General features: G+C 69.8%; 19 protein-coding genes and 1 pseudogene. 9 read left to right on the top strand and 11 right to left on the bottom strand.

The features are described from left to right. The first annotated feature begins 309 nt into the window (after positions 1-309). From G3I40_RS48195 to G3I40_RS30520, 3 genes and pseudogenes are all read left to right on the top strand, one after another. Positions 310-1,752: an NAD(P)-dependent oxidoreductase gene (locus tag G3I40_RS48195; protein ID WP_164305857.1), complete on the top strand. Its 1,443-nt coding sequence runs from the start codon at positions 310-312 to the stop codon at positions 1,750-1,752. Further along, on the top strand, positions 1,749-2,675 hold the full coding sequence (locus G3I40_RS30525) for a cupin domain-containing protein (protein ID WP_164305856.1): 927 nt from the start codon (positions 1,749-1,751) through the stop codon (positions 2,673-2,675). The genes G3I40_RS48195 and G3I40_RS30525 overlap by 4 nt, the downstream gene beginning before the upstream one ends. Continuing rightward, positions 2,672-3,634 (top strand): annotated as a pseudogene (locus G3I40_RS30520) (ribose-phosphate diphosphokinase); the annotation flags it as partial. The gene G3I40_RS30525 and the pseudogene G3I40_RS30520, both read left to right, overlap by 4 nt. Positions 3,635-3,974: 340 nt before the next feature. Here G3I40_RS30520 and G3I40_RS30515 read toward each other — a convergent pair. From G3I40_RS30515 to G3I40_RS30495, 5 genes are all read right to left on the bottom strand, one after another. Beyond that, positions 3,975-4,862, bottom strand: coding sequence for a YihY/virulence factor BrkB family protein (locus G3I40_RS30515; protein WP_164305872.1), 888 nt, complete (start codon positions 4,860-4,862; stop codon positions 3,975-3,977). Between the two features lie 4 nt (positions 4,863-4,866). After that, positions 4,867-5,445, bottom strand: coding sequence for a hypothetical protein (locus tag G3I40_RS30510; protein ID WP_164305854.1), 579 nt, complete (start codon positions 5,443-5,445; stop codon positions 4,867-4,869). Continuing rightward, on the bottom strand, positions 5,442-6,371 hold the full coding sequence (locus G3I40_RS48000; protein WP_164305853.1) for a DUF6286 domain-containing protein: 930 nt from the start codon (positions 6,369-6,371) through the stop codon (positions 5,442-5,444). The genes G3I40_RS30510 and G3I40_RS48000 overlap by 4 nt, the downstream gene beginning before the upstream one ends. Beyond that, complete coding sequence (locus G3I40_RS30500) at positions 6,368-6,553, bottom strand: hypothetical protein (RefSeq protein ID WP_164305840.1); 186 nt, start codon at positions 6,551-6,553, stop codon at positions 6,368-6,370. Before G3I40_RS30500 ends, G3I40_RS48000 begins: the two co-directional genes overlap by 4 nt. Before the next feature lie 70 nt (positions 6,554-6,623). Further along, complete coding sequence (locus tag G3I40_RS30495) at positions 6,624-7,127, bottom strand: Asp23/Gls24 family envelope stress response protein (RefSeq protein ID WP_164305852.1); 504 nt, start codon at positions 7,125-7,127, stop codon at positions 6,624-6,626. 373 nt (positions 7,128-7,500) lie between these two features. On the opposite strand from G3I40_RS30495, the gene G3I40_RS30490 reads away from it, so the two are divergent. The 3 genes from G3I40_RS30490 to G3I40_RS30480 are packed head-to-tail and all read left to right on the top strand — an operon-like array spanning position 7,501 to position 9,031. Beyond that, positions 7,501-8,088: a sigma-70 family RNA polymerase sigma factor gene (locus G3I40_RS30490; protein ID WP_164305851.1), complete on the top strand. Its 588-nt coding sequence runs from the start codon at positions 7,501-7,503 to the stop codon at positions 8,086-8,088. Next, complete coding sequence (locus G3I40_RS30485) at positions 8,085-8,714, top strand: Asp23/Gls24 family envelope stress response protein (protein WP_164305850.1); 630 nt, start codon at positions 8,085-8,087, stop codon at positions 8,712-8,714. The genes G3I40_RS30490 and G3I40_RS30485 overlap by 4 nt, the downstream gene beginning before the upstream one ends. Then, complete coding sequence (locus G3I40_RS30480; RefSeq protein WP_164305849.1) at positions 8,711-9,031, top strand: hypothetical protein; 321 nt, start codon at positions 8,711-8,713, stop codon at positions 9,029-9,031. Before G3I40_RS30485 ends, G3I40_RS30480 begins: the two co-directional genes overlap by 4 nt. A gap of 36 nt (positions 9,032-9,067) precedes the next feature. Here the strand turns inward: G3I40_RS30480 and G3I40_RS30475 are convergent, their stop codons facing one another. From G3I40_RS30475 to G3I40_RS30465, 3 genes are all read right to left on the bottom strand, one after another. Then, positions 9,068-9,607 (bottom strand): ATP-binding protein, encoded by a 540-nt coding sequence (locus G3I40_RS30475; protein WP_239092031.1) that lies wholly within the window; start codon positions 9,605-9,607, stop codon positions 9,068-9,070. Between the two features lie 615 nt (positions 9,608-10,222). Continuing rightward, positions 10,223-10,873 carry a fasciclin domain-containing protein gene (locus tag G3I40_RS30470; RefSeq protein ID WP_164305848.1) on the bottom strand — a complete coding sequence of 217 codons (651 nt, stop codon included), beginning with the start codon at positions 10,871-10,873 and terminating at the stop codon, positions 10,223-10,225. Between the two features lie 137 nt (positions 10,874-11,010). After that, a complete protein-coding gene (locus G3I40_RS30465; RefSeq protein WP_164305847.1) occupies positions 11,011-11,511 on the bottom strand; it encodes a DUF4383 domain-containing protein in 501 nt (166 codons plus the stop codon). Between the two features lie 258 nt (positions 11,512-11,769). Between G3I40_RS30465 and G3I40_RS30460 the strand changes: the two genes are divergently transcribed. Continuing rightward, positions 11,770-12,351, top strand: coding sequence for a fasciclin domain-containing protein (locus G3I40_RS30460; RefSeq protein WP_164305846.1), 582 nt, complete (start codon positions 11,770-11,772; stop codon positions 12,349-12,351). A gap of 107 nt (positions 12,352-12,458) precedes the next feature. On the opposite strand, the gene G3I40_RS30455 is transcribed toward G3I40_RS30460, so the two are convergent. From G3I40_RS30455 to G3I40_RS30445, 3 genes are all read right to left on the bottom strand, one after another. After that, positions 12,459-13,208 (bottom strand): anti-sigma factor, encoded by a 750-nt coding sequence (locus tag G3I40_RS30455; protein WP_164305845.1) that lies wholly within the window; start codon positions 13,206-13,208, stop codon positions 12,459-12,461. Next, the gene (locus tag G3I40_RS30450) at positions 13,205-13,789 is read right to left on the bottom strand and encodes a sigma-70 family RNA polymerase sigma factor (RefSeq protein WP_164305844.1); all 585 of its coding nucleotides are present in this window, start codon (positions 13,787-13,789) and stop codon (positions 13,205-13,207) included. Before G3I40_RS30450 ends, G3I40_RS30455 begins: the two co-directional genes overlap by 4 nt. Before the next feature lie 113 nt (positions 13,790-13,902). Next, positions 13,903-15,570 carry a molybdopterin-dependent oxidoreductase gene (locus G3I40_RS30445; RefSeq protein ID WP_164305843.1) on the bottom strand — a complete coding sequence of 556 codons (1,668 nt, stop codon included), beginning with the start codon at positions 15,568-15,570 and terminating at the stop codon, positions 13,903-13,905. A gap of 255 nt (positions 15,571-15,825) precedes the next feature. On the opposite strand from G3I40_RS30445, the gene G3I40_RS30440 reads away from it, so the two are divergent. Continuing rightward, entirely contained in the window at positions 15,826-16,302 is a 477-nt protein-coding gene (locus G3I40_RS30440) for a hypothetical protein (RefSeq protein WP_164305842.1), read from the top strand. Between the two features lie 158 nt (positions 16,303-16,460). After that, positions 16,461-17,726, top strand: coding sequence for a hypothetical protein (locus G3I40_RS30435; protein WP_164305841.1), 1,266 nt, complete (start codon positions 16,461-16,463; stop codon positions 17,724-17,726). Positions 17,727-17,728 lie beyond the last annotated feature (2 nt).

Here is a 17,728-nt window from a genome sequence, read left to right as displayed (position 1 = left end):
ACGGGGTGCGCACTGGCGCACTCCCGGGGCGCGCCGGTGCACTCACGCGATGACCTTGATGCTTCGCACGCCAGGGGTGACACAGGTGGTGGCGGAGCAGGTGTTCTGAGCGATGAGTCAGGGTTCTTTTCCTCCTGACCGCGAAAACCCACCGGAGACATGGTGCGCCAGCTCAAGAATTCCTTGGACGATGAAGAGCGGCCCCTGGGTGAGGACGGGGGGAGTAGTGGCGGAGGGCCGGTGACGACCGTGGATGTCGCCTTGGCCGGCGCCGAGCCCGCTCGTGTTCTGCAAGCAGCCTCGTGCAGGGTGCGTGAGGCGCTGCCTGACCCCGATGCCGCGCAGTTCACCGCGCAGGGCCCGCTCACGGCACAGATCGACCTGGCGGACGGTGCCCGCATCCAGCTGGTCGTGGGCGAGGCCGCCCCGCCTGCCGCGCACACCCCGGGCACGCACCTGCTGGTCCTGAGCATTCTGCGCCGCGGCTCACTGACCGCCGACCAGGAAGCGGCGCTCGTCGAGGCATTACGCCAAGTCCCCTTCAGCGACTCCGAGTTGGAGTTGGTCGCCGGTCAGATGCCGCTGACGCTCGGCCTCGCCGACCGGATCACCGACCGTCCCCTGGCCGGCACCGTCCTGCTGATCATGGCGCATTTCCTCGAGGACCTGACCGGCATGCTCGCCAGCGCGATGCGGCTGGGCGCGGCCCCGGAGACCCTGGTCGTCGTGGAGAAGGGCTACCCGTACAAGTCCCGTGCTCGGGTCGTCGCACACCTGCGGGAGCACCGGATCGCCTTCTTCCCTTCCGCCGACATCGCCGAGGCGCTGGCCCACCAGAGCACTCTGGCGCGCGAGAGCGGCCTCAAGGCCGTCATCATCGACGACGGCGGATACGCCGTACCCGCCCTCATCGATCAGCTGCCCGAGCAACTCGCCGCCTGCGCGGGCCTCGTCGAGCAGACCATGTCCGGCATTTTCAAACTGGAACCCTACGAGGGCCGGATCGCCCTGCCGGTGTTCTCGGTGGCCCAGTCCCGGATCAAGGGCACGATCGAGTCGTACTGGATCGCCGACGCCGCGGTGCGCCGCATCATGGAACTGATGCCACCGCACAAGGTGGAGGGGCAGCCGGCACTCGTCATCGGCTACGGCCAGGTGGGCAGCGAGATCGCGCACGTCCTGCGGGGCCTGCGGATGCGGGTGGCCGTCTTCGACCGGGAACTCATGCGGATGGTGGTCGCCCACGAAGCCGGCTACGTCACCCACAAGAGCCTGGCCCGACTCATCGGCCACCACCGGCCGATACTGATCATCGGAGCCACCGGCCGGCAGGCCCTCAGCGACGACGACCTGCGCGAACTGCCCGCGGAAACCTTTCTGGCCAGCGTCACCTCCCGCGACGGCGAATTCCCGCTCCCCGCACTGCGCGACGCCGCGGAAGCGGTGGAGGACGAAGGGCTCGCCGGGACCACCTACGTCCTGCCGCACGGAGCACGTGCCACCGTCCTGGCCCACGGCTTCCCGGTGAACTTCCACTACGCCGAGAGCGTGCACAACCGCCACTCCGACCTGACACTGGCAGCCCTCTTGGTCGGCGCCTGCACGCTGGCACGCGACGATCACGGCTTCAGCGACGGGCACAACGTCGAACGCACCGACGCCGTCCTCCAGGAGAGTCGCCTCCTGGAGGATTACTACGACCGCTACGGCCCCCAGCTTCCCACCCAGCCGACCGCCGAGGACCCCGCATGAGTGATGTCACGCGCCCCACGCTCGCCGAACTGCTCGGCATGACGCCGCACGAGGAAGGCGGCTGGTACGCCCAGACCTGGAAGACCGGCCGCGACGTCGACTACCAGCCGCCCGGCTACAGCGGCCCGCGGGCCGCCGCCAGCGGCATCTACTACTACCTCCCCGCCGGACAGAACTCCCGCTGGCACCGGGTCACTTCGGACGAGGCATGGCTGTGGCACCGCGGCGGCCCGCTGCGCCTGGCGCTCGCCCCGCCGGGCCCGCAACCCGACCTCTCGCAGGTCACCACCATCGACCTCGGCCCCGACATCGAGCACGGAGCCCGCCCGCAGGCCGTGGTCCCGGCAGACCACTGGCAGGCCGCCTACCCGCTGGGTGAGGACGGCACCCTGGTCAGCTGCATCGTGGCGCCCTCCTTCCACTACGACGACTTCACCATCGTCGACGTGGCCCCCGAACCCCGGCTGCGCGCCGAGGCCGGCGCCGTCCTGCCCGCGAGCCCCGAGGAGATCTGGCCCTACATCGCCGCCTTCGACGCCATCGACAGCTGGCACCCGCTGATCGCCAGCAGCCACCACGCCGGCGGCCCCGCCACCCCTTCCCGGCCGGGCCAGCTCAGAACACTCACCACGACCGACGGACACACCATCACCGAACGCCTCGTGGACCTGACGGCCGCACCAGGGCGGTGCACCTACGAGTTCGTCCACGCCCCCTTCGCCGTCACCTCCTACACCGCCACCATCGACCTGACTCCCGCTCCTCACGGCGAGGGCACGCACGTCACCTGGACCGCCGACTTCACCCCGCTGCGCGCCGAGGACGGCGAACACCTCAAGAACACCTTCACCCACGACGTGTTCGCCCCTGGCCTCGCCGCCCTCATCGACCACGTCGAGGCCGGCACCGGCGGCGCCGCATGATCCACAACAAGACCACCGGAGAGCGCAAGCTCATGCTCTTCTCCGGACGCGCCCACCCCCGACTCGCCACCGAGGTAGCCGCCTGCCTCGGCCTGGAACCCGCCCCCACACAAGCCCGGGACTTCGCCAACGGCGAGATCTACATCCGCTACGACGCCTCGGCGCGAGGAGCCGACTGCTTCGTCCTGCAGAGCCACACCGCGCCCATCAACCAGTGGCTGATGGAACAACTCATCATGATCGACGCACTCAAGCGGGCCTCGGCGCGCAGCATCACCGTCATCGCCCCGTTCTACCCCTACGCCCGACAGGACAAGAAGCACCTCGGGCGAGAACCCATCTCCGCCCGTCTGGTCGCCGATCTCCTCCAGCGCGCGGGCGCCGAGCGTCTGATGTGCGTCGACCTGCATGCCGCTCAGATCCAGGGCTTCTTCGACGGGCCCGTCGACCACCTCTTCGCCCTGCCCGTGCTCGCCGCCCACGTCGCCGCTCACCACTCCCCGGACCAGCTGACGATCGTCTCCCCCGACGCGGGAGGCGTGCGCCGCGCCGATCAGTGGTCCCAGCACTTGGGAGCACCCTTGGCGATCGTCCACAAGCGGCGCGACCCGCGCACCGCGCACAGCGTGAAAGCCATCTCCGTCGTCGGTGACATCCAGGACCGCACCTGCGTCCTGGTCGACGACATGGTCGACACCGCCGGAACCATCTGCGCTGCCGCGGACGCACTCCACGACCACGGGGCCCGCGAGGTCATCGTCGCGGCCACCCACGCCGTCCTCTCCGACCCCGCACCGCAACGCCTGCGCGACTCGGCGGTCGCCGAGTTCCTGTTCACCGACACGTTGCCGCTGCCACAGAGCCTTGCGCAGGCCGCCAACGTCACCACACTGCCCATCGCCCCCCTGATCGCCCGCGCCATCCAGGAAGTCTTCGACGACGGTTCGGTGACCCAGCTCGAGGGAACCAGCCCGCCCCACCCCCGCCGCACGGAGACGGAGCAGGCCGACGGGACGCGCGACGGCAGCTCGACTCATCCCTAGCGGAGCCGGCGGGCCGGGCCCGTGGACGTGCTTGTCAGGCGGAGACCGCGATGGCGATCAGCGAGCGGTCACGGAGCAGGTTGCGGTCCGTGGGGATTCCGGCAGAACAAGGGACATCCCGTGGTGGTCGGCTCCCGCGGGCCTCGCAGGACCTCGCGCTCCAGGACCGACTGTGGACCCTGTCCGAAGAGCTGAGCGGCGTCCGATCCCCCTGGATCCCGCCCCACCTCCGGCGAATACGCCCAGGGGTGGCCGCTCAGGCGGAGCGGCCCGCCGCCGCTTCGGCCCTTCCGAGCTCGGCTGTGAACTGGGCGCCGGTGAGCAGCGCGAGGTTGGACAGCCACAGCCAGATGAGAAACACGACGGTGCCGGCAAGGGATCCGTACAGGCGGCTGTAGGAGGTGAGTGCCGAGGTGTAGAGGGCGAATCCGCCCGTCGCGGCCAGCCACAGCACGGCCGCGAGTATCCCCCCGGGAAGTGTGCGGTGTCGCGCGGCCGCGGTGGCGGGGCCGTTGCGGAAGACCGTCGACACGAGCAGGACGACCAGGGCGAGCAGCAGCGGCCAGCGGGCCAGGTCCCAGGCGACGGCGACGGTGGTGTCGAGGTGCAGGGCCCGCCCGATGTCGTCGGCGACGGGGTGGCTGAGCACGAGGACGAACGCCGTCATCAGGAGAAGGGTGAGCAGCACGAAGGCGGTCAGCACTGTGCTGTGCGCCCGGGACAGCGGCGTACGGCGGTCGGGGACGCGGTGCATGCGGTGCAGGGCACGGCGGCACACTGCCAGATAGCTGCAGGACGACCAGACGGCGCTGACCAGCCCCGTGGCGATGATGGTCCAGGCACTGGAGTTCTCCCGGAGCATCCGGGTGAGCAACTCGTGCAGTTGGTTGCCCGCCTGTCCCGGCGCGTAGGCCGTCACATGCTCGATCAGGGACTGCGCGGTCCCCGGGCTGATGAGGCCGAACGCGGCGACGGTGACCAGGAGTCCGGGCAGGACCGCGAGAGTGGCGTAGTAGGTGAGCGCCGCCGCGTAGTCGGTGATGTCGTCGTTCCACAGCGACAGCGGAGTACGGCGCAGGGCGGGCCACCAGGTGCCCGGCATGAGCTTGGTCCGGTGTGTCGCCGCCGGTGCGGGAAGACGCATCGGGTCAATGGACATGGGCAGCTCTGTGGTGAGTGGAGTGGACGCGGACCTGAACGGTGAGGTCATGGGGCACGGCCGCCGCCTGCGCCTCGGAGATCAGGTTGTTCACGTGCTGGAGTACGGTGCGCGGGTTGCTGCCGGGTTCGATACGGACCTGCAACTGTACGTGGATCCGGCCTCGGTGACGTGCCAGTCGGGCGCGCGAGCGTGTCACACCGTCGATCGTCTCGGCGCGTCGGCTGAGGGTGTCCGCCAGGGCCGTGCTGTGCAGGTGGCTGTCGGGCGCGGCCAGGGCCAGCCGGGACGGCCGCCGGACGGCCAGTTGGGCCAGCCACCACAGGATCAGCCCCACGGTGACGACGGCACCGACCGCCATCACGGTGGGCGTCCACCAGGAATGGTCGCGCAACTCCGTCATACGGGTGCGGTCGAGCAGGGGGTCGTGGGGCAGGGGCCACCACGACGGCATGCGTGCGGCCAACCGGTCGGATGCTGTGGCCGTCCAAACGCCTGCGGCGAGCAGGACCAGGCCCGTGGCGCCGAGGAGCAGGCGGTTGGTGGCGTTGCGCGGTTGCCGGATCACGCAGCTTCCTCTCGGGCGACGGGCAAGGCTTCCTGGGGCGTGTCCGGCTGCTGCCAGGTGACGGCGGGACGCAGGACGATCCGCAGGCGCGGTACGCGGCGCAGATCGCAGTCCGTCAGCGTGCCCGCGGCCGCCTCGTGCGCCTGGGCGCGTGCCGTCGCACCGTCACCGAAGGCGATCTCGCCGCGGACCCTGATGCGGCGTCGGCCCACGCGGACCTTGACGTCCTGGGTGCCGGGCACGTCGTTCACGGCGTCACGGATCAGGGAGGCAACGGCGGAGCGGTCGATCGCCGCGTTCCACCCCGGGCCCGCCGCGGCGAGCATCAACTGACCACGCCGGCCCGGCGTGAGGGCGAGTACCAGGAGCCACAGGCCGACGAGCGCCGCGCCGGTTGCGCCGATGGTCACCGGTAGATCGCCCGGACCGTGGCCGGCGAGCCAGTCCACCGTGGTGCGACGCCAGGGCGACGGTCGCGCCCCGGTGATGTGGACGCGGAAGACGTCGACCGTGCAGGCGAGGGTGACGCCTGCCGCCAGTACGAGTACCAGGCCGGCGGGCAGGCGTCGCTGGGACCATCGGCGTCGCGGTGAGCGGATGTCCGGCGTGCCGGGTGCGGAGCCGACGGGCGGGGCCGTCACCGTCAGCCGGGTCACCGCCACGCGCACCGTGGACATGTGCAGTCCGGTCAGTGCGCGGGTGCGTTCCAGCACATGCCGTTGCACGCGGCGTGCTTCGCGCGACAACGGGGCGGGATAGGGCAGTGCCACCCGCACCCCCGCCGTCGCACGGCGCCCGGAGACGGTCGCGGACGCGCTCACTGCGTGGGCAGGCCCGGTCACGGCCTCGGCGGCGGCCTGCTGGACGACCTTGCGCACGGCCTTGTCGCGGATGACGGTGGTGCCGCGCAGGGCGGGGGCGGTCACCGCCGCCCCCGCGAGAACATGCCGGGCACGTCGTCCGGACGTCCGCCGCGCTCCCACCAGAGGCCGACGGCGTAGCCGATGGCGCCGAGCGCGGCGACGAGAAGGAACGCCCCGAACCCTCCGAAATAGCCGGCGAACGCCAGTGCCATGCCGGCCAGCATCCCCTGAAACGCCAAACTCACCTTCGTGCCTCCACTCCTGGGTCCACCGCGGACGTACGCGCCCGGGTGCCGGGCCCGACCGTCGACGGCGCTACGAGACGCGGGACTCGGTGCCGGCGGCAGGCTCGTCGTCACCGGGCAGGTACACGTCGTTGACGGTGATGTTGACCTCCACCACTTCCAGTCCGCTGATCCGCTCGACCGCCGAGACGACGTTCTCGCGGACATCCGTGGTCACTTCCATGATCGGGACGCCGTAGTCCACGATCAGATCGATGTCGATGGCGGTCTGTCGCTCACCCACCTCGACCTTCACGCCGCGTCCCACGTTGGCCCGGCCGCCGGGGATGCGCTCTCGCACCGCGCCGAACGTCCGCGACAGACCGCCGCCCATGTCGTGGACGCCCGGGATCTCGCGCGCGGCCATGCCCGCGATCTTCACCACGACCACATCGGCGATGGACGTCTTGCCCCGCGTGGAGGCCGGCTCGTCCACGCCCGTGCGGCCCTGACTCACCTCGGTCGTCGAACCGGGAAGCTTCGACGTCACCGACGGCGAAGTCTGGTGCGGTGGTGCAACTTGCTGTGTCGTCATAACCACATCTCCTGGTTCCGGGCGCCGTTGAAGCGCGGCGCGTTGATGCCTGTGTGGACTTGGACCCCGCCGGTCGGTGCTTGTGACGCGTCTGCCGGAGAAACTTTCGTGGCGGCCCGCGGGTCCGTTCGTCTCTCCACCGAAGTGCCCCGAACGCCAGGTCGTAGCCCGGTGCGGCGCCGCGAGTTCCGGCCGGTTGTCACGCGCATATCGGCGAGGTGTTCCTGGCCTGAGCTGTGTCGCTCGGGCATGGTGGGGACAGCGGCGTGCCGCACACCGGCACGGACGGTCGGATTTGCCTCCGCGCGTGGAGTGCCTGCACACTCGGGCCCCGCTCAGGTCGGAACGCTCACACCGCGGGAAGGAGTCGTACGTGGCCTACAGCCACCCCAGCACCGCGGACACCGCAAGCGCACTCGGTCGGCACAGTGACGCACAACTGACAGTGCGGGCCGGTGAGGGAGACGAGGAGGCATTCGCCGAACTGGTCGTGCGGCACGCTCCCACGCTGCTGCGCCTGGCCACGCGGCTCTTGGAGGACCGTGCCGACGCGGAGGACGCCGTGCAGGAGGCGTTCCTCAGCGCCTGGCGGCGCCTGCCGGAATTCCGCGGCGAAGCAGGCTTCGGCACCTGGGTGTACCGGATCGTGACGAATCGCTGCCTCAACGTCCTGCGGGCGCGCAAACCGCAGACACCCCTGGAGTCCGTGCCGGAACCTGCGGCACCCGGCCACACCGTGGCTCCCGACCGTCTGGCCGAGGCCCACTTCGCGATGCAGGACTTGCGGCAGGCCCTGTCCCGGTTGTCCGTCGAACAGCGTGCCTGTTGGATACTCAGAGAACTGGACGGGTGCTCCTACGAGTTCATCGCGGAGACGATCGGCATCACTGAGCAAGCAGTACGGGCCCGCGTCTTCAGGGCCCGTCGATCCCTGACCACCGCATTGGGGGCCTGGCGATGAGCAACCTCACCGATCCGCCCACACCCGAGCCGGGCGCCACCGACGACGAGCTGCTGCCGTGCGGTCGTCCCCTCGCCGAGGTCTGGCAGGCCTGGGAGGACCAGGTCGCCGACGAGCACCAGCTGACGTGCCCTCACTGCGGCCAGGCGGTCCAGGAGTTGCAAGACCTCGAGACGGCGGTCAGCCGTCTGAAGGATCACGAGGACGACGGGCAGCACCCGGATCAGGACACTGCTGCGGACGCGCTGACCCGACGTGTGATGAACGTCGTCCGCCTCGAACTGCGACCCGGCCGCCCCCTGCCCCTGGCCGATCCTCCGCAAGAGATGTGGATCATGGAGTCGGTCGCGGCGCGCACCGTGAGGTCGGCGGCGGAGCGCCTGCCCGGCGTGCACGCCGGCTCCTGCAAGCTGACACCCACCGCCCCGGACAGCGGCCACGTCCGCGTACGCCTCGAGATCACGGTCCCGGACACGACGCCGGACCTGCAGCGACTCGCCGACGACGTGAGGACGGAAGTCGAACGGGCCGCCGATGCCCACATCGGCTTCTCACTCGCGGAAGTGGACATCCGCATCACCGACCTCATCGGCACAGCCGAGAACGCGGACGAAGGCACGGCATGACCTCGCACACGGACATCGCGGCACACATCGCCACAGTGATCGAACAGGTCCCGGGCGTCGCCTTCCTCAAACCGGACCTCTCCACCCGGCTGCGCGGCGCACTGAACACCGCACGACCCGCGCACTCGCGCGGCGGCCTGGAGGTTCGGCGCGCCGATGAGGGGACGTGGACCGTGCGCGCCGACATCGTCATCCATGCGGACACCCGCGCCGTCGACATCACCCGCACCACCCGCCTCGCCATCGCCGCAGAGCTGACTCGGCTGGCGCCGGGTGAGCCCTGCCGGATCACGGTGACCGTGACCGGGACGGTCTGAGGCCGACCCTCGCCCAGCCCGCATCTGCGGGGCGGGTCAGACGCTCGGGCGGTTCTGGGCAGGTCCGGGAGCACTGTCGCTGACGGGCACGGTGGCAGTGATGCGTTTGCCGACCCGGTCCGGGTGGATCTCCAGCTGCTGGCTGAGGGCGTTGACGATTTCCAGCCCGTGTTGTCCCAGCCGGCCGGGATCTGCCCCATAGGTCCGGGGCAGATCGGTACTGCTGTCCCACACCGTGATCCGCAGAACGGTGTCCGTCAGTTCGAGTTCGAGGAGATGGGGACCCGGCGCGTACTTCGCCACGTTGGTGACGAGTTCGCTGACCGCCAGCTCACTGATCTGCTTCAGCCGCTCACTGACCGGACTGGCGTGCACCGTGCGGGCATGCTCGAGGAACAAGGTCGCCGCCCGGCGTGCGTCGGCGGGGCTCGCATGCTCCTGAGAGGAGAAAGCGCGGGCCAATGGCGCCCTTCGCTCGGCACGGCAGTGACACGCTGCCGGCTGCTCTGTCATCGCTTCCACCCCTGAACGCAGTTCACCGTACGACTTGCGGCTGCCCGGCCACCATCGAACCATGTGCTGCCCCGGTCTCCTCTCATGTTCGATGCCCTCCCGGGGCGCGTCGCCGGTCCTGGGTCCGCGGCCCCTGGGCGCGGGATGGCCACACACGAGTCGACCGGCGGTCAACTCGGGCTGTACACGGGGCACGTGGCGGGGCCTGCTTCGCGGGTGCCAGGCCCCATTTCCACCGGGCGATGTCCGAGTCGTTCTATGTACTGTCGGGGGGAGCTCGCACTGTTCGACGGCGAAACGTGGGTGACAGGCCGTGCGGGTGACTTCCTTTACGTGCCGGTCGCGGTCTGCACGCCTTCAAGAATGTGACGGACAAGCCCATGTCGAGGCTCATACTCATTTCCCCCGGGGCCCCGAGGGAGGAGTACTTCGAGAACGTCGCGGAAATGTCGCAGCACAGCGGCGAGGAACTCAAGAACTTCCTTGAGTAGCAGGACAGTTACCTCGAAGAGGACTTCGACCGCTGACTGGCTATGGGGCCAACTGCCGCCTCTCGATTGACGTGCAGGTCCTGCCGGTGCCGTCCCTTTCTCGGGTCCTCGGGACGTTCGCGAAATCCTGTGGCGGCGTGAGCGGCGCGTCGCCACAGGACCGGCCGGGGCGGCCTGAGCTCCTCGATCAGCTCTTGGGCATGAGCACCGTGTCGATGATGTACACGTTGGCGTTGGCGGTCTTGACGTTGCCGCAGACGACGCTGGCGCTGTCGTTGACCTTGTAGTTCTCGTCCGAGCCTGAGGTGGTGAGCTTGGACTTCTCCAGCGTGTCGAAGGAACCGTTCTCCAGGTCCTTGGGCGCCAGCTTCTGGCCCACGACGTGGTAGGTGAGGACCTTGGTGAGCATCGCCTTGTCGTTGAGGACCTTGTCGAGGTCCGCCTTGGGGATCTTCGCGAAGGCGTCGTTGGTCGGCGCGAACACGGTGATGTTCTGGGCGTTGTTGAGGGTGTCGACCAGGCCGGCCTTCTTGACCGCGGTGACGAGCGTGGACAGGGCCGGATTGTGGGAGGCGGCGGTGGCGACGGGGTCCTTGGCCATGCCGTCGAACGAACCGGCTCCGTCCTTGGGCACGGAGGAACAGGCCGGTCCGAACGGTTCGCCCTTGCTCGCCATGTCGTCGGACGGGCTGGCCATGTCCGATCCCTTGGATGCGGCCGGGGTGGCGCTGTCGGATGCCTTGTCCTTGGAGTCGCTGTCGGAGCAGGCCGTCAGGGCCAGCGGCAGCATGGCGGCGGCAGCGAAGGCAACGGCAAGACGACGGGCTCGAGTCTGCATGGCAATTCCTCAACGATCAGCTGTGTGAAGGCGATCTGCCTCCATCGCCGGGAATCCGGTGCGGTGGCCCGGGTCGGATTGGTCATTTCCCGAAAGAGTGACGCAGAGGGGAGATGTGCCGCTCCGAGGCGCGGTGGTCACTGCTCATGTCGCGAGCGCCAGTAGGGGTTGTCGTGAGGCAGGCCGCCGCTGACCCTTCCGTACATGCCGCCGGTCATCAGCAGAAGTCCGACGCCGAAGCTGAACAGGACGTTCTGCATGCGGAAGTTGAGAAAGTTGAAGCGGCTGTCCAGCGTGAACAGGAAGGCGAAACCGGCCAGCAGGAAGGCGATGCCGAGGATCATGTTCACGTCGGATGCGGTGTTGCCGCCCTTCACCGCGGCGGCCAGCAGGACCGCCCCGACGATGACCGACAGGATGCTGAGAGCTCCATTGGTGTTCAGGCCGAGGGCGGTGTGCGGGCCGGTGCCGAAGAAGCCGATCCGGTGGACGGTCCCCAGGATGCCGAAGGCCACCAGAAAGAGCCCCATGAGTGCGGCGCTGAACCGGTAGACCTGGCTGAGACGATGGTCGACGGGCAGATGCTCGTCGAGTTCCACGTGCGGGTGTGCCAAGGGCCTGGCGTGAAGGATGGACATGCGAGCGCCTCTCTGTCCTGTCTGTTTCTGTTCGCACTGCCTGGTGCGCCCTGCAGCGGTAATCCGGCGCCGGACATCACTCCGGATTGGCCAGAACCGTAAAAGGCGCAAATCGGAGCAATCCGGACCGGGTGCGGTGACGAATTCCTGGTGTGAGGGCGCGCAGGACGCACCGATCCCCGGTGGCCCGTGCCCTCACCGGCCCCGGCCCGTCGGGGCCCGGCGGGCCCGCTCGCCCGCGGCAAAGGAGTGTTGGCCATGACCGCTCATCGTGTAAGCACCCGGATCCTGATCGGAACGGCGGCGCTCGCCCTGCCGTTCTCACTGGCGGTGCTGGCGCCCTCCGCGTCGGCCGACGACATGTCCGGACCGTTCGGCTCGGGGTGCTCCTCGGTTCCCAAGGACGGCGCGGGTTCCTTCGGGGGAATGGCCAAGGACCCGGTCGCCACGGCCGCTTCGCACAACCCCGACCTGTCGACGCTGGTCTCGGCGGTGAAGCAGGCCGGTTTGGTGGACACGCTGAACAACGCGAAGGACATCACGGTGTTCGCGCCGACCAACGAGGCGTTCGCGAAGATGCCGAAGGCGGACCTGGACAAGGTCATGAACGACAAGGCCCAGCTGACCAAGATCCTCACATACCACGTGGTGGGGGAGAAGGTCACGCAGGACAAGCTGGCCGACGGCAGCTTCAAGACGCTGGAGGGCGGCATGCTCACCACGTCCGGCTCCGGGGAGAAGTACAAGGTGAACGACAGCGCGAGCATCGTCTGCGGCGACGTGCAGACCTCGAACGCGACCGTCCACATCATCGACACCGTGCTGATGCCCAAGAGCTGACCGCGCGACCGGACCGGGCGGGGAGGCGGGGAGCAAGACTCAAGGGGTGCGCCGCATCGCGGCGCACCCCTTGACGATGTCCGGCTGACGCGGGCCTGCGGAGGCCTTCACGCCGGCAGCTGGAGCAGGGCCAATGGCTGGGTGGTGGGCTGCCGGGAGCCGCCGGCCGGTTCGAGCGTGACGCCCATGCCGGAGGCGTCACCGACAGCTCCGGTCATGAGGACGCTCTGGTCGGCGCTCGCGGGGTTCATCAGTCCGGCCGCCCGCATGTGGTCCCCCTCGGCGAACCAGAGTTGGTAGACCTTGCCTTTCGGGGGCTCCGCCATGCCGGCGGCGATGAAGACGGCCTTGTCGCTGTCGTGCGAGACCACGACGGAACCTCGCGCTCCACCCTGCACCGCAGCGGAGGCCACCTTGGCGTCCGGCGCGGCAAGGACCTCGGCGATCTCGGCGGCCTGTCGCTGCGCGGCCTGTGCTTCCTGGCGTGCCTGGTCGGCCTCGTGGTGCTGCCACAGGGTCGTGCCGCCGAGGGCGGCGGCGCCGGCGAGACAGGCAGCGAGCGCCCACCGCAGGGCGTGCCCGCGTCGAGCGCCGTGCTGCCGGGATCCCGTCGGTGCGTGCGGGTGCTCCTGGCGCACGTTGGCGATCTGCTCCATCACCTGGGCCTTGAGGCGAGGCGGTGCGGGCACCGTGACCGCCAGCGCCAACCGCCCCGCGGTCGCGGTCAGCTCGCGTACTTCCTGGGTACAGGCCTCGCACTGGGCCAAGTGCCGTTCGAAGGCGGCGCGTTCGTCGGCGTCGAGCGCATCCAGCGCGTAGGCGCCGGTCAGCGTGTGAAGATCGTCCGTGGCGCTCATGCGGTCACCCCCAGGCAGTCGCGCAGACGGATGAGACCGTCACGCAGCCGCGTCTTGATCGTGCCCAGCGGCGCGGACAGCGCCTCGGCGACCTCTTTGTACGTGAGGCCTCCGTAGTAGGCCAATGTCACGGACTGACGCTGGATCTCACTGAGGGAACGCAGACAACGCTGCAGCTGTTCCCGCTCGAAGACGGCCTCCACCTGCTCGCTCACCTCGTCGAACTCCGGCATCTGCGCCAGCAGTGCCGCTTTGTGGTCGCGGGCGGCCGACGCCTCCGCGGAGCGGATCCGGTCGACGGTGCGCCGGTGGGCCAAGGTGAGGATCCAGTTGACCACCGTGCCCCGCTCGGCACGGTAGTGGTGCGCGGTGCGCCAGACTTCCACCCACACTTCTTGGGCGACTTCTTCGGACTGGGCGTGATCGCGCAGCACTTTGCACACGACCCCGAACACCGGCGCGGACACCGCGTCGTAGACCGTGGAGAACGCCTCGTGGTCGCCCTGCGCGACCCGGGCGAGCAGTTTCTGCAGGTCCGGGCCGCCGGACGGGTCGGGTCCGCGGTGGATGGCTTCCGTCATGTACGCCCTTCCGGATACCGCTGGGCAGCGGTTGAACAGGTCGAAAACACCGGTGACTCACCACCTTGGCCTCTTCCGGCGCCGGGCTCCACTGCGTCGTCGGTCCTGTCCGGTCAGTCGACGGTGACGACGACGGAGTGCCAGCCGGAGGCGCCGTCGGGGATGGTGGGGGTGCGCTTGTCGGTCTGGGTCCGGCCGGTGCGGTCCGTGGCCCGGACAGTGAGGGTGTGGCCGCCCTTGGTGGCCTGCCAGGGGTAGGACCACTGTCGCCACGTGTCCCGTGTGTCCTCGGTCGCGAGACGGGCCTCTTCCCACGGCCCGTCGTCGACGCGGACCTCGACCTTGTCGACGCCGCGGTGCTGCGCCCAGGCGACTCCGGCGACCATGACGGTGCCGGTCCTCGGGCGGCCGAACGGCTTGGGGGTGTCGATGCGCGACTGCGTCTTGATGGGTGCCTTCTGCGCCCAGTCACGCTTCACCCAGTACGAGTCGTAGTCGTCGAACGTGCTGAGTTCGATGTCCTGGATCCACTTGCAGGCCGATACGTAGCCGTACAGCCCCGGCACCAGCATGCGTACCGGGAAGCCGTGCTCGAAGGGCAGCGGCTGTCCGTTCATGCCGACGGCGAGCATCGCGTCCCGGCCGTCCATGACGTCCTCGACGGGGCTGCCGATGGTCATGCCGTCCACCGAGCGGGCGACCAGCTGGTCGGCGGGGCCGCCCTCGGAGGGCGGCTTTACTCCGCATTCCTTGAGGAGGTCGGCCAGGCGGACGCCGATCCAGCGGGCGTTGCCGACGTAGGGGCCGCCGACCTCGTTCGACACGCAGGCCAGGGTGATGTTCCGTTCGATGAGCGGCATCTTCAGCAAGTCGTCGAAGGACAGCGTCCGTTCCCGTGCGACGCCCTTGCCGTGGATGCGGAGTTTCCAGCTGGTGGCGTCGACCTTCGGTACGACGAGCGCGGTGTCCACGCGGTAGAAGTCCCCGTTGGGCGTCATGAACGGGCTGATCCCGTCGATGCGCAGGGCGGCTCCGCGCGGGACCGGGGCGGCCCTGGACGACGGTGCGGGAATCACCACGTCCTTGCGGGACGCGATGGCGTTCTTGCCCTGGGAACCGTTGAGCGCCCGTCCGGCGAGACCGGCGCCCGTCGATGCCGCGGCTGCGGCGGTCGCGGCGAGGATGAAACCGCGCCGGTCCCACCCGGACGCTGCGGAATCCTCCGCGGGGTGTGCCGGTGTCGCACTGCCGCCGGTGGCCACGGCGTCGTCGTGCTCCGCAGCGGGAGTGTCCGCTGCGTGTGCTGAGCGGCCGGCCTGTCCGAGCCGTCCGATCAGCCAGTACAGCAGCCCCGCGGCGACGACGGCGCCCACCACCGAGGGCAGCGCGTCGCGGACCCCGACCGAGTCCGGCCGTCCGGTGGCGGCGAGGGCTCCGACCACGCCGAAGGCGAGCACGCCGAGCGAACCGATGACCCGCCACCGCGTGGCCAGCGCTCCCAGGACGAGGGCGAGCACGGTGAGCACGGTGAGAATGCCGAGCTGCAGGACGAGTTTGTCGTTCGTCCCGAAGTGCCGGATCGCCCAGTCCTTGACCGCCGGCGGCGTCCTGTCGATCGCGGCCCCGCCGACCGCGATGACCGGCCCGGACTCGGGCCGGACGGCGGCGGAGACGAGTTCCGCCACCGCGATCGCGGCGTAACCCGCGATCAGGCCGCTCAGGGCTCCCAGGGACAACCGTTTGATGCCGCGCAGCGGCGCGGGGGATACGTCGTGGTCCATGTCCGGAATCCGTCCTGGTGGCGCCTTCGGATTGGTCGTTCACGCCATCGAGGTATGAACCGCCGTGCCGCAGGTCTAGCAACCCGTCGTGTGCATCTGTCGCTGAAGCACCGTGGATCGCACGCCCGTTCCGCTGATCGGACGTACCGCGGTCTCCTGGGCATGTGACGCTGCGCAGGCGGGGTCGGTGGCGGGGTCGGCCCCGGGGACCCCGTTGCCTCGGGGGTGGGAGGGGGCCGGTTAGGGTCAAGTCCCATGAGTGCGCCGGACATGACGAGTCAGCAGCTGGCAGGAACGTGGCACATCGTCTGCTCGTCCTTCCCGATGTGGCTCAGCGGCAAGCGGGCCGAGCCCACGTTCACGTACGCGTCGCTCGCGGACGGCCGGTCGGGAGCACCGCGGATGAGCGATCAGGTGACCTACCGCAGCGGCACCCGCACCCGCCGCATCCTGGGCGTCGACTCCCGGCTCGTCGGGCGCCCGGGCACGGTGTTCCGCTGGAGAGGGCGCGGGCCGCTGTGCTTGTTCACGAGCGAGTGGGCCGTGACCGAAGTCGGGGAGCGCGACTCCTGGGCGGTCATCGAGTTCACCCGCTCGCTGGTGTCGCCTGCGGGTACCGACGTCGTTGTCCGTGCCGAGTCACTGGACGACGCGGCGGTTCTTGCCGCGGCCCTGGACGCGGGGGACCGGTACGGAGCGGCACGACTGCCGGGGTACGGGCCGGTCGGCTGACTTCCCCGGGCAGTTGAGAAGCGTTCCGGCATCGAGGCGTACAGCCTCGGTGGCCCTGTCTAACCCGTAGTCCTGTCGGGCGAGGAAGTTCGGCCATGCGGGGTCGATATGGCGCTTTCGTGCGAGGGGGACGGCGTGTTGCGGGGACATCCGACGACATGAGCACTCACGTTTCCCCGGCCCGTCGTCGTACGGGACAGGTCTGTGCCGCCGCGGTGTGCGCCGCCACGGTCCTGACCTCGACGGTCGGCATGGCCGCCGCCGCGCCGACGGCTTCCGTCGTCCATCCGTCCGACCTGGGGCCGAAGGGCCCGTGGATCCGGCTGCAGGACGACCCGTCCAACTCCTCCAAGACGCCGGGAACCCAGGCGGTGTCGCCCAAGGTGGCACCCGACTCCTACAACGGCAGCCTGCACCTGGCGGTGCGCAACGGCCAGCAGTCACAGGCCGCCCGCTACTTCCCTGCGAAGAAGCCGTTGCAGGGCCTCGTGTCGAAGGGCATCTCCTACCGGTCGTTCGTGGACGCGAGCGCCTCGAACACCACGGGTTACGGCCCGAACCTGCAGTTCCCCACCACCTGCAAGGGCGTCTTCACCACCCTCAGCTTCGAGCCGGGGGCCGCGAACGACGACACAGGCCACCACGGGGTGAAGCCGAACACCTGGCAGCGTTTCAAGGTCACCGGCAGCGCGCAGCTGCGCACCTCCCGGGCGATCCCGGGCGTCGCCGCAGCCAGCCAGGATCTGCCGATGAGCGACTTCGCCGCCGCGTGCACGGACGCCGGGGACGGGGCGCTCGGTGTCATCGCGAACGTGGGCGTTCTCGGCTCGCCCTCCGCGACGCTGGACACGTACGTCGACGACATCACCGTCGACGGCACGAGGTACGACTTCGCCGTGACGGGCAAGGCACGCGCGCAGCTCACCGTCACGCACACGCTGACGGCCGGAGCGAAGGCGGGCAGCGGCCGTTCCACCTTCACCAACCCCGCCACCGGCCCGGCATACCCCGGTACCGGCTCCGTCCTGACGTTCAAGGGGCCGAAGACGCTCAAGGCCCAGCACCTGAGGGTGACGGCGTACGGACGAACGGTGCACCTGACCCGCCGGGCCGACGGCACGCTGATCGGCTCGATCGTCAACACGCGCCGGGCCGGGGCGAACCTCGCCCCCTCGGGGACGGGGGGCGGCGCCTTCACGGTCAGCGCGGTCAAGGGCGCGCCCGCGGGCCGGGTGCGGGTGGGCACCGAGCTGACGCTGACCGGCGCAGCCGGAAAGCCGGTCGCCACCGGGATCAGGGCCGCGGCGGCGACCCAGATCGTCACGCCGAAGCCCAAGCCGAAGCCGAAGCCGCCGCGTCCGATCGGGCCGGTCGACACCGGTATCGGTGGCGCGGCGCCGCTGCCGGGGCTCGCCGGTCGATGACA

Source organism: Streptomyces sp. SID14478, assembly GCF_010548525.1.
In the GTDB taxonomy this organism is placed as follows: Bacteria; Actinomycetota; Actinomycetes; order Streptomycetales; family Streptomycetaceae; genus Streptomyces.
This window is presented reverse-complemented; position numbering and strand designations above follow the sequence as displayed.